Source organism: Paractinoplanes atraurantiacus (genome assembly GCF_900215205.1).
Taxonomy (GTDB): domain Bacteria; phylum Actinomycetota; class Actinomycetes; order Mycobacteriales; family Micromonosporaceae; genus Actinoplanes; species Actinoplanes atraurantiacus.
This window is the reverse complement of sequence record NZ_OBDY01000027.1, coordinates 143,226-153,848: the sequence shown is the minus strand read 5'-3', so window position 1 is coordinate 153,848 and position 10,623 is coordinate 143,226. Positions and strand designations below refer to the sequence as shown.

The following is a 10,623-nucleotide window of genomic DNA, read 5'->3' as shown; positions in this document are numbered from 1 at the left end:
CCAGGTCCTTGACCTCGGAGGCGACCACCGCGAAGCCCTTGCCGGCCTCGCCGGCCCGGGCCGCCTCGATGGTGGCGTTGAGCGCGAGCAGGTTGGTCTGCTCGGCGATCGAGGTGATCACCTTGATCACGTCGCCGATCTCGGCCGACGACTCGCCGAGCTTGGTCATGGTCTGCGAGGTGCTGGCGGCCAGCCCGACCGCCTCGTTGGCGACCTGGGCCGCGTCGGCCGCGTTCTGCGAGATCTCCCGGATGGCGGCGCCCATCTCGTCGCTGCCGGCGCTGACCGCGTCGACGCTGCGGGAGATCTGCTCGGCCGCGGCGGAGACGGTCTCGGCCTGCGCCGAGGACTCGTCGGCGGACTGGGCGATCTCGCCGCTGGCCTGTGACATCCGGTCCGAGGCGCTGCCCAGTGCGGCCGCCGACGAGTCGATGGTCTTGACGGTCTCGCGCAGCCGGGCCATGGCGACGTCGAGCGAGCGGCCCATCTGGCCGGGCTCGTCGTTCGTGCTCAGGCCGGCCGTGCGGGTCAGGTCGCCCTCGGCCAGCCCGTCGCAGACATGCTTGACCTTGGCCATCGACCGCACGATCTGGCGGGCCACCACCCACCCCAGCGACAGCGCGATGACCGAGCCGACGATCAGCAGCGTGATGGTGACGGTCCGGCTCGTGCCGTACTTCGAGCGGGCGCCCTCGGCGTTGGTCCTGGCGTCCGCGTTCTCGGCGGCGCGCATCCGGTCGAGGTCGCCGGAGACCTCCTGCATGAGCGGGATGACGTCGTTGTCGCGGGCGCTCTGCCACGCGTCGAGGTCGTTCTTGTCACCGGCCGGGAGGAGCTTGTCCACGACCATGCCGCGGTAGGTGTCGAAGTCGTCGGACAGCTCGGCCAGCTCGTCGTCGGGCACGGCCGGTCCGCTGGTGCGATAGGCGGCGAGCGCGTCGGTCAGCGCCTCGAAGTCCTTGTCGAAGGCGTCGCTGTACTGCTTCTTCTGCGCCGCGGTGTCGGACAGCATCTGGTTGGTGACGTCCAGCCGGGACTGGGCCAGCTCGCTGCGGATCTCGCCGACGTAGTTCACGCCGGAGACGTTGCTGGTGTAGATCTGCTCGGCCGAGGCGCTGGTGTTGCTGAGCCCGACCAGGCTGCCCACGCCGACGACGACGGCGAGCACGATCGCCACGCAGACGGCACCCAGGATCTTCGTCTTGACGCTCAGGTCCGCCAGCACCGCGCTTGCCATGCGAGAAAGCTAGCGATAATCCGGCGCGAATCGGAACGAAACATGAAACTTAGGGCATGTCCACCGCCACCGCGCCTCCGGTGCTGACCCGGCGGCAGGTCAACGTCGTCTTCGTCGCCATCCTGCTCGGCATGCTGCTGGCCGCGCTCGACCAGACGATCGTCTCGACCGCCCTGCCGACCATCGTGGCCGACCTGGGCGGCGCCGGGCACATGTCGTGGGTCGTCACCGCCTATCTGCTGGCCGAGACGGTGGCCACGGTGCTGGCCGGCAAGTTCGGCGACCTGTTCGGCCGCAAGCTGGTCTTCCAGGTCAGCACGGTGGTCTTCATCCTCGGCTCGGCGCTGTGCGGCATCGCCGACGACATGCTGGTGCTGATCGCGGCCCGGGTGGTGCAGGGCGTCGGCGCGGGCGGCCTCATGGTCACCGCGATGGCGCTGATCGCCGACGTCATCCCGCTGCGCGACCGCGGCCGCTACCAGGGCGCGCTGGGCGCGGTCTTCGGCGTCACCACCGTCGTCGGCCCCACCCTGGGCGGGCTGTTCACCGACCACCTGAGCTGGCGGTGGGCCTTCTACATCAACGTGCCGCTGGCCGTGGTCGTGCTGATCATGGCCGCGCGGGCCATCCCGGCCGTCCGCTCGGCGGCCCGGCCGATCATCGACTACGCCGGCATCGCGCTGGTCGCCCTCGGCTCCTCCAGCATGATCCTGGCCCTGTCCTGGGGCGGCAACGAGTACGCGTGGTCCTCGCCGGTCATCATCGGCCTGTTCGCGGCCGCGGTGGTCCTGCTCAGCGCCTTTGTCATGGTGGAGCTGCGCGCGGCCGAGCCGATGCTGCCGATGCATCTGTTCCGCAACTCGGTCTTCACCGTCTGCTCGTCGCTGAGCTTCATCGTCGGCTTCGCGATGCTGGGCGCGATGACCTTCCTGCCGACCTATCTGCAGTACGTCAACGGCGTCTCGGCCACCGCCTCCGGCGTGCGCACCCTGCCGATGGTGGCCGGGCTGTTCCTCACCTCGATCGGTTCCGGCATCGTCGTGTCGCGGACCGGCCGCTACAAGGCCTTCCCGATCGCCGGCGGCGCGATCCTGGCCCTCGGCCTGTTCCTGATGTCCACGATGGACGCGGCGACCAGCACGTGGCTGGAGTCGCTCTACATGTTCGTGCTGGGCGCCGGCATCGGCCTGTCCATGCAGGTGCTGACCATCGCCGTGCAGAACACCGTCCCGTACGCCGATCTCGGCACCGCGACCTCGGGGGTCACCTTCTTCCGTACCCTCGGAAGCTCTTTCGGCACCGCCATCTTCGGCACCCTGTTCAACAACAAGCTGACCCCTTCGCTGGAGACCGCCCTCGCTTCCGATCCCGGGGTGTCGCCGTCGGCCGCGGCCAGCCCCGAGGCGCTGCACGCGCTGACCGCGGCCCAGGCCGCGCCGATCATCAACGCGTACGCGGAGACCATCGGTTATGTGTTCCGCTGGGTCGTGCCGGTCGCCGTGCTCGGCTTCGGAATCGCCTGGCTGCTCAAGGAGGTGCCGCTGCGCGACAGCGCCAAGGCGGCCGCGACCGATGTGGGTGAGGGCTTCTCGCCGCCGCAGCCGGACGACCGGGTGGCCAAGCTCGAGCGGGCCATCGGCGACGCCGTACGCGACCGGGCCGTGCTCGACACCATCCTCACCTCGTCGGGCTCCGATCTGCGGCCGGCGCAGGCCTGGGCGATGGGACAGACCCACATGCGCAGCCGTACGTCCGGGCAGGCCGGCCTGGAGTCGATAGCCCGCGCCCACCGGGTGCCGCCGGAGGTGCTCGAACCCACCTTCGCCGACCTGTGCGACGCCGGTTACGCCCGCCGCGAGGGCGACGCCGTCATCCTGACCCCGACCGGCGAACAACAGCTGGAGCGGGTCAAGGGCGCCTGGCGCAACTGGCTCGACGCCAACCTCGACGACATCACCCTGGCCGGGCCGCAGGACCGGGCCCTGATGGACCAGGCCCTGCACAACGTGGCCCGGCGGCTGGCCGACGAGGAGCCCTCACGGGACACTTCGGCCCGCTGACGGATAGGCTTCCGGCGTGGAAACGCCCGAGCCAGCACCGCCGAAGCGCCGGGACGCGTCCCGCACCCGGCAGCTGCTGCTCGACGTCGCAAAAAAGCGCTTCGCCCGCGACGGATATTCGGCGACCACGGTCCGCGACATCGCCGACGAGGCGGGTGTGAACGTGGCGCTGATCAGCCGCTATTTCTCGTCGAAGGAGGGCCTGTTCGAGGCCTGCCTGTCGAGCGCGGTCAGCGAGCTGCGCCGCGACTCGGGCGAGATCGCCCTCGACGACGTGGCGGCCGACATCGCCCGGCGCATCACCACCTCCCGCGACGACGAGAGCATGACCGAGTCGATGCTCCTGCTGCTGCGCACCTCGGGCGACGAGCGGGCCGAGCAGATGCGCCGCGGCGTCATCCAGGCCATCAGCGAGCGGCTCGCCGCGGTCTGCTCACCCACCGCCCCCGACGGCCTGCTGCGGGCCCAGCTGGTGCTGGCCACCTCGCTGGGCATCGTGGTGCTGCGCTCGTCGCTGCGGGTCGAGCCGCTGACCTCGGCCGGCGAGGGTGAGCTGACCCCGCCGCTGACCGATGTGATCAACGCTCTTCTGCGCGCATCCTCCTGAGCCAGTCCGCGACCAGCGGCCCGGTCAGCTCCGGGCGTTCCAGCGGCGCGTTGTGCCCGGCCGCGTCCAGCACGGCGAACGTCGCCCGCGGATAGTCCTCCAGCACCCGCCACGCGTCCCGGTAGCCGACGATGTCGTCCTGCCGCCCGGTCAGCACCAGCGCGGGACCTTCGTACCGGCCGGACTCCAGGCGCGCGGCGTAGCGGGCCTCGATCCGCTGGGCCGCCGCTTGGTCGGCGGCGAGGATCCCCGGGAGCACGAACTCGTGGAACCGCTGCCAGTCCTGGGCCGACTCGACGACCGCCTCCTGCTGATAGAGCTCCCGCTCGGTCGCCGCCAAGGAGGAGATCAATTCAGGATCTTCTTTCAGTACGGTACGAGGGGGCAGATCACGTTCGCCACGCTCCGCCACGATCGCCGGGCAGAGAAGGCACAGCCCGAGCACCCGGTGCGGCATGCGGGCCGCCACCGCCCGGGCCAGCATGCCGCCCCACGAGTTGCCGACCAGCGCGAACCGCCGGTCACCGAGCTCGGCGCCGATGAACCGCACCAGCTCGTCGACCACGTCGTCGCTGCCCCGCACGTCGTCGCGTCCCGGCGTACGGCCGAAGCCCGGCAGATCCGGATAGATCCGCTCCCAGCCGGGCTCCTTGTCGAAGACCTCTTCGAGGGGCAGCAGAATCCGGTGGTCGACCCCGAACCCGTGCAGGAGGAGCACCGGCGTGCCGTGCCCGCGTCGTTCCACGTACATCAAAAGATCATAGGTGGTCAGAAACTGGTGAACGATCCCGCGACAGTGGGGTTCGCCCGTACACCCAATTCCTTCATGTCCTTCGATCCCAGATCGACGGCCGGCAGGTAGAGGCGGAAGACGTCGGCGTCGAGCTCCGAGCCCTCGACCTGGCCCGCCGCCAGATAGACCGGCACCAGATAGCGCTGCGACATGCTCGGCCCAGCCGAGTAGTAGCCCAGCTCGAGACGGCGAATCCGCAGCTCCATCCCGGCCTCGAGGACGCCGGTGAAGCGACGGTCGCGGCTGAGGCGTTCGACCGCCTGATACGGGTGGATGACGTCGACCTGCCCGTCGGGCTGCACGGGCCGGGAGAAGTAGGCGACGTCGCTGGGCTCCTCGGAGTCGCTGAACGCGATCCGCACCTTGGCCCCCGGCCCGAAGACGTCCAGGTCGTCCAGGGTGGGCCGCAGCGTCACGGCGACACCGACGCGCTGCGAGCGGGCCTCGGTGTCCGGCCCGTCGCTGAACGAGGCCACCTGCTCGCCGACGTGCGCGGTCCGCAGCTCGGCCCGCGGCTCGAAGGTGCCGGCCACGAACCGGCGGGCCAGCTCGACGGCCTGCTCGTCGCCGGGCACCCGGTCGCTGGTGATCTCCTGGTAGGCCCGCGAGCGGTCGGTCCACCAGACCGAGTCGGTGGCCAGGTAGACCTCCAGGGCGGCGCTCTCGCTCAGATAGACGATCCGCTCGCCCAGGTCGGCCGGCTCGGCGCGCAGGCCGAAGTGCTCGCGCCAGCGCTCGGCCCGGCGGATCAGGTCGTCGCGCATCTGCCGGGACGAGCTCTCGCCCTCGGCGCGGTAGACGGTCACCGGGCCGGGCTGCCGCTCGACCTCGGGCTCGACGTGGATTCTCTTCGTCACGGTCGGCATCTCGGTCTCCGTTCCCTCAGCAGGTGCCGCGCGCATAGGCGAGCATGGTCGGGTTGGACGGGTCGGCGCTGACGAACCCCTTGCCGTGCCAGTGGTCGTTGTAGGTGTTCGTTCCCTCGCCGTCGGCGCGCAGATAGGCCCACGACACGTCGTCGTCCTCGGTCTCGACGCAGGCGCGGATCCACGCCTCGCGCACGGTCCAGCCCTGGTTGAGGCGGTCGGCGAACTTCTCGCCGCGGTCCTTCACGTCGTACGCCGTGGTGTGGAACCCGAGGATGTAGTGCGCGCCCTTGAAGGTCGGCCAGCCCCACCGCTGGAAGACGAACCCGTTGTCGTGGGCGAGCATCTCGCACCCGTCGATCACCAGCCACTCCAGGTCCTGGTTGCCCAGCCGCATGTTCGAGGCCCGCGCCGTCCCGTCGTCGAACGTCTTCACCCCGAACGAGGCGCCCGAGCGGGAGCCGTGCCCGGAGAAGAAGACGATGTCGACGTTGTCGGCATAGAGCTGGTCGGTGCCGGCCGCGGGCTTGCCCGCGCCGCTCTCCTCGAAGTCCTGGTCCCAGGCCAGGTCGTTGCCGTACTCGAACCGGCGCAGCCCGTGCAGCCGGTTGTAGAACCCCCGGGCGTTGTCGTCGTTGTTGGACAGATTCGAGCTCGCGGAGTGGTAGTCGTTCACCCACTCGATCCCGATCGTCATCGCCGTGCCTCCCGTCCCGTGTCCCGCCAGGCGCTGTCATCGTCACGCCGGGTGCGGGCCGCCCGTACCGGCCAGTCGTCAAACCGACGGGGGTCGGCGGCCGGCGGTGTCGGATCACGGACGACAACGGCCCGGCGGCCCGACCTGGCACGGATCCTGCTGGGAGCCGGACCGGGAGGTGCGACGTGTCCGTCTCGTTCGAGCTCGCCATGACGCCACGCTTCGGGCTGGAGGTGTCGCCCGCGCTGATCGCCTTCGGTGAGCTGCTGATGCTGCCGTACGCGGCGCTGTGCGACACCGTCGAGGACGAGCTGAGCGCCAACGCCGAACTGGAACGCCTCGACACGGGCGAGTGCCCGGTCTGCCGCGGCTCGTGGGCGGCCCGCTGCCCGCTCTGCGGTGTGCGTTCCGCCGGTTCTTTCGAAGGCCCGCCGGACGTACCGGACCGGGACACCGATGTGGCCGCCCTGCGCCGTCTCGTGCTGGCCGAGGTGCCGGCGGCCGACCGGCCGCTGGCCGACTATCTGGTCGACTGCCTCGACCAGCACGGCTTGTTCGACCGGGATCCGGCCTCGCTCGCGGCCGACGCGGACCGGCAGCGGGTGGCCGGCGTGGTCGCCGCGATCCGCCGGTGCGGGCCGCCGGGCGTGGGCGCGACCGGTGTCGCCGAGTGCCTGCTGCTGCAACTGGAGGCTCTGCGGCTGCCGGACGACGCGATCGCCCGGCAGGTGATCGCCGGGCATCTGGCCGCGCTCAGCCGCGGCCACTTCACGGCGATCGCCGACGCCCTCGGCACCAGCCGGGAGGCGGTCCGGGCCGTGCTCGACCTGATCCGGCGGCGGCTGCGGCCCTATCCGGCGTTCGACGGCGGCGCCGCGCCGGCCGCCTCCTACGTGGTGCCGGACGTGGTGATCCGGGCCGACGGCGACGACTTCCGGGTCGAGCTCGTCGAGTCGGCCCTGCTGCGGCTGCGGGCCCGCCCCGGCGGGCCGGGGTCGGCCGGGGCCCGGATGTTCCTGGCCCAGCTGCGCGACCGGTGGAACACGCTGCGCCGCGTCGTCGAGCACGTGGCCGGGCGCCAGCACGCGTTCCTGTCACACGGCGCGGCCCATCTGGTGCCGCTGACCCGGGCCGAGGTCGCGGCGGCGCTGGAGCTGCACGAGTCGACGGTCAGCCGGGCGGTGGCCGACAAGTACGCGCTCATGCCGGACGGGACGACCAGCCCGCTGTCCGCGTTCTTCTCCGGTTGCGGCGGGGCTGACGAGGCGCTGCGCCGGATCTTGAGCGCGGCCGAGGGACGGCTCTCCGACCAGCAGGTGGCCGAGAAGCTGCGCGCCGAGGGCTTCACGATGGCCCGCCGCACGGTGGCCAAACACCGGGCCCGGCTCGGTTTCACCGCGGCCGCGCTGCGCTGAGCGCGGGGGTTGGCCCCGTTCTTGCAGTTCTCCCAGGTGCATCTGCACGACGATGGGAGAGCTCCATGTTCGAGACCGCGACGGCCGGCGAGCACACCGCCGAGACCGCATGGAACCAGAGCGAATATCCGCAGGCTCAGCAGGGCGAGGACGAGTGGGGCCGCCGCCGCCGGTACTGGGGCCGGCGCCGCCGCCGGCACTACGACTACGACGACGATGACGAGTCGCAGGGCCAGTCCGAGGAGCAGTTCCTCCCCTTGCTGCCGCTGCTGGCCAACGTGGTGCCCGCCGTGCTGGGCGCGCTCGGCGGCGGCAAGCGCGAGGCGGAGTACGAGGACGAGGGCGAGGACGAAGGCGAAGAGCAGTTCATCCTCGGCAAGCTGCTCAAGGGCGTACTCGGCGAAGGAGAAGGCGAGGACGAGGGTGAGGAGCAGTTCATCCTCGGCAAGCTGCTCAAAGGTGTGCTCGGTGAGGCGCCGGAGCGGGAGAGCGGGCCCGTGCTCAGCCCTGCGCAGGAGGCGCAGATGGCGTCCCGGCTGCTCGAGGTGAACAGCGAGGAGGAGCTGGGCAAGCTGCTGGGCAGCATCGTCAATGTGGTCGGCCGGGCCGCGCAGGGCGTGCAGAACGCCGCCCGGACGCCGCAGGGCCGCGCGGTGATCAACGCGGTCGCCCCGGTCATCCAGGCCGCCATGCCCGGCAACAGCGACCCGGGCGAGATCTTCGAGTCCGAGACCGGCGGCATGAGCCAGGAGCAGGAGATCTTCGAGACGGCACGGCAGGCCGTACGGCTGACGGCGGCCACCGCCCAGCACGCGGCGGCCGCTCCCCCGGGCGCGCCGGCCGAGCTGGTCGGCGAGCTGGGCCTGATCCGGGCGGCGTCGCGGTTCGCACGGCCGTTCCTGGGCCGGGCGGTACGCGGCATCTTCGGCGGCCGTTCCCGGTACGGCTACCGCGGTGGATATCGCGGTGGGTACCGCGGCTACCGCCCGGGTTACCGCGGTGGTTACCGGGGCGGCTACCGCTACGGCCACCCGTACCGCCGCTACGGGCGCCCGTGGGGCTACCGCGGCTACCGCTACGGCTACGGTCCCGGCTACAGCTACGGTCCCGGCTACATCGAGGGCCCGCCGCCGCCCGAGCCCGCCGGCCCGCCGCCCGCGCAGCCGCCCGGCCCGCCCGCCGGACCGCCGCCCGAGCCGCCGCAGCCCGGCTTCCGCTGGGTCGCCGTGCCGATCGGCGCGCCGCCGCCCCCGAGCGTCCCGCCCGAGCCCTCGCCGGCCGCTCCGCCGTCCGGTGGGACTCCACCGGAGGCGCCGCCTCCGCCCGGCCCTGCTTCGGGTGAATGGGAGAGCCAGTACGGCGAGGCCGCCTACGGTGAGGCTCCCTACGGCGAGGCGTCCTACGGCGAAGCGCCATACGGCGAAGCCCAGTACGGGGAGACGCAGTACGGGGAGACGCAGTACGGCGAGTTCCAGCCCGAGTACCACCAGGGCGAGTGGGAGACGCCGGCGCAGGGCAACGGGCACGGCGACAGCGGAGGTCGCTGGGTCCGCCGGGGCGGCAAGATCGAACTGCTGGGCGCCTGAGCGATGACCGTTCACCCGTCCGCCACCCGGTTCGTCGAGGAGGAGACGCGCGCGCTGCTGACCCGGCTCGGCCTGGTCCGGCCGTTCGTCCTCCAGGAGACCTCGGTCGCCGCCGCGGCGCTGTCACCGGCCGCGCTCGCCGGCATCGAGGATCACCTCGCGGCCGGCCGGCGCGACGTGGGCCGGCGCGGCGAGGACTTCCTGCGCTGGCTGGCCGGCCCGGGCGCCGCGGCCCCGGCGGCCGAGCAGCAGCGCCGGTTCTGGACGTTGCGGATCGCCTTTCAGAACGCCCTGTCGCAGTTCGACCTGTTCTCCGAGGTGATCACTCAGCGCAGCGAGACGGAGAACGGCGTCATGCTCTCCGGCCTGGACGTGGCCGCCGCCGAGGCGCTGCGCCTGCCGGGCGGGCTGGTCGAGGGGCCGCCGGTGGTGTGCGCGCTGCACCGCGGCCTGGGCGGGGCGATCCGCCGGGTGCGCACGAGGCTGCCCGGCGGCGGCGCGAACCCGGTGGCGATCATCCGGATCCCCCGCGAGCGGATCATCGGTTTCGGTGTCGCCTCGTCGCTGGTGCACGAGGTCGGTCACCAGGGCGCGGCGCTGCTGGGCCTGGTCGACTCGATCCGCACCGGCCTGCGACGGCACACCATGAGCGGCCGGCGCCGGGCCGCGTGGCAGCGCTGGGACTCCTGGATCTCGGAGATCGTGGCCGACTACTGGGCCGTGGGCCGCATCGGGGTCGGTTCCACGCTGGGGCTGATCGCCCTGGTCAGCCTGCCGCCGGGGTTCGTCTTCCGGCCGGCCGACGACGATCCGCATCCGGTGCCGTGGATCCGGGTGCTGCTCAGCTGCGCCATCGGCGACCGGCTCTACCCGGACCCGCAGTGGCGGCGGCTGGCCGCGGTCTGGCGCCGGATGTATCCGGCCGGCGACCTGTCACCGGCCACGGCCCGGATGCTCGCCGATCTGGAGGAGACCATGCCCGACCTGGTCACTCTGCTGGTGCGGCACCGCTCGCCGGCGCTGCGCGGGCAGCCGCTCGGCGAGGTGCTGCACAACCCGGAGGTCCATCCGGCGGCCCTGCTGCGCCGCTTCCACGCCGGCGGCGCGGACCCGCGGCGGCTGGCCGGGGCGCCCCCCACGCTGGCGTTCGCGCTGATCGGCCAGGCCCGGGCGGCCGGGCTGCTCGGCGCGGCGCGCGAGGCGCGGCTGCTGCGCGAACTGATCACGGACTGGGCCGTCACCAGCACCCTCGCCACCGCGCGGGCCGCGGTGCCGACATTCGTCGGCCAGCCCACGATCTGGGCGGATCCGCCTTTCAGGACCGGCCACCACCTTTCCCTCGCGATCTGATCGGAGAAGAAC

The 10,623-nt window shown here is 72.0% G+C and carries 9 protein-coding genes; 5 read left to right on the top strand and 4 right to left on the bottom strand.

Going from position 1 to position 10,623, the window contains the following annotated elements:
- A partial coding sequence (locus CRP55_RS40300) for a methyl-accepting chemotaxis protein (RefSeq protein WP_143235273.1) occupies positions 1-1,237 on the bottom strand: 1,237 nt, incomplete at its 3' end.
- A 56-nt stretch (positions 1,238-1,293) separates the two neighbouring features.
- On the opposite strand from CRP55_RS40300, the gene CRP55_RS40295 reads away from it, so the two are divergent.
- Together CRP55_RS40295 and CRP55_RS40290 are read left to right on the top strand one after the other, a co-directional pair.
- Positions 1,294-3,297 (top strand): MDR family MFS transporter, encoded by a 2,004-nt coding sequence (locus tag CRP55_RS40295; RefSeq protein WP_097327259.1) that lies wholly within the window; start codon positions 1,294-1,296, stop codon positions 3,295-3,297.
- Between the two features lie 16 nt (positions 3,298-3,313).
- Entirely contained in the window at positions 3,314-3,904 is a 591-nt protein-coding gene (locus CRP55_RS40290; RefSeq protein ID WP_245923674.1) for a TetR/AcrR family transcriptional regulator, read from the top strand.
- Here the strand turns inward: CRP55_RS40290 and CRP55_RS40285 are convergent.
- The 3 genes from CRP55_RS40285 to CRP55_RS40275 are packed head-to-tail and all read right to left on the bottom strand — an operon-like array spanning position 3,876 to position 6,260.
- Positions 3,876-4,655 carry an alpha/beta fold hydrolase gene (locus CRP55_RS40285; protein WP_097327258.1) on the bottom strand — a complete coding sequence of 260 codons (780 nt, stop codon included), beginning with the start codon at positions 4,653-4,655 and terminating at the stop codon, positions 3,876-3,878. The genes CRP55_RS40290 and CRP55_RS40285 overlap by 29 nt on opposite strands.
- A 17-nt stretch (positions 4,656-4,672) precedes the next feature.
- Positions 4,673-5,554, bottom strand: coding sequence for a hypothetical protein (locus tag CRP55_RS40280; RefSeq protein ID WP_143235271.1), 882 nt, complete (start codon positions 5,552-5,554; stop codon positions 4,673-4,675).
- Positions 5,555-5,579: 25 nt separating this feature from the next.
- Positions 5,580-6,260 carry a DUF6345 domain-containing protein gene (locus CRP55_RS40275; protein WP_097327256.1) on the bottom strand — a complete coding sequence of 227 codons (681 nt, stop codon included), beginning with the start codon at positions 6,258-6,260 and terminating at the stop codon, positions 5,580-5,582.
- A gap of 185 nt (positions 6,261-6,445) precedes the next feature.
- Between CRP55_RS40275 and CRP55_RS40270 the strand changes: the two genes are divergently transcribed.
- From CRP55_RS40270 to CRP55_RS40260, 3 genes are all read left to right on the top strand, one after another.
- Positions 6,446-7,675 (top strand): RNA polymerase factor sigma-54, encoded by a 1,230-nt coding sequence (locus CRP55_RS40270; protein ID WP_097327255.1) that lies wholly within the window; start codon positions 6,446-6,448, stop codon positions 7,673-7,675.
- A gap of 65 nt (positions 7,676-7,740) precedes the next feature.
- Positions 7,741-9,261: a hypothetical protein gene (locus CRP55_RS40265; protein ID WP_097327254.1), complete on the top strand. Its 1,521-nt coding sequence runs from the start codon at positions 7,741-7,743 to the stop codon at positions 9,259-9,261.
- Positions 9,262-9,264: 3 nt separating this feature from the next.
- Positions 9,265-10,611 carry a hypothetical protein gene (locus CRP55_RS40260; RefSeq protein WP_097327253.1) on the top strand — a complete coding sequence of 449 codons (1,347 nt, stop codon included), beginning with the start codon at positions 9,265-9,267 and terminating at the stop codon, positions 10,609-10,611.
- Positions 10,612-10,623 lie beyond the last annotated feature (12 nt).

Excerpts from the sequence above, each read along its gene's own strand:
- CRP55_RS40295 (WP_097327259.1), top strand. The coding sequence starts at position 1,294 with ATGTCCACCGCCACCGCGCCTCCGGTGCTGACCCGGCGGCAGGTCAAC.
- CRP55_RS40285 (WP_097327258.1), bottom strand. The coding sequence starts at position 4,655 with ATGTACGTGGAACGACGCGGGCACGGCACGCCGGTGCTCCTCCTGCAC.
- CRP55_RS40275 (WP_097327256.1), bottom strand. The coding sequence starts at position 6,260 with ATGACGATCGGGATCGAGTGGGTGAACGACTACCACTCCGCGAGCTCG.
- CRP55_RS40265 (WP_097327254.1), top strand. The coding sequence starts at position 7,741 with ATGTTCGAGACCGCGACGGCCGGCGAGCACACCGCCGAGACCGCATGG.
- CRP55_RS40260 (WP_097327253.1), top strand. The coding sequence starts at position 9,265 with ATGACCGTTCACCCGTCCGCCACCCGGTTCGTCGAGGAGGAGACGCGC.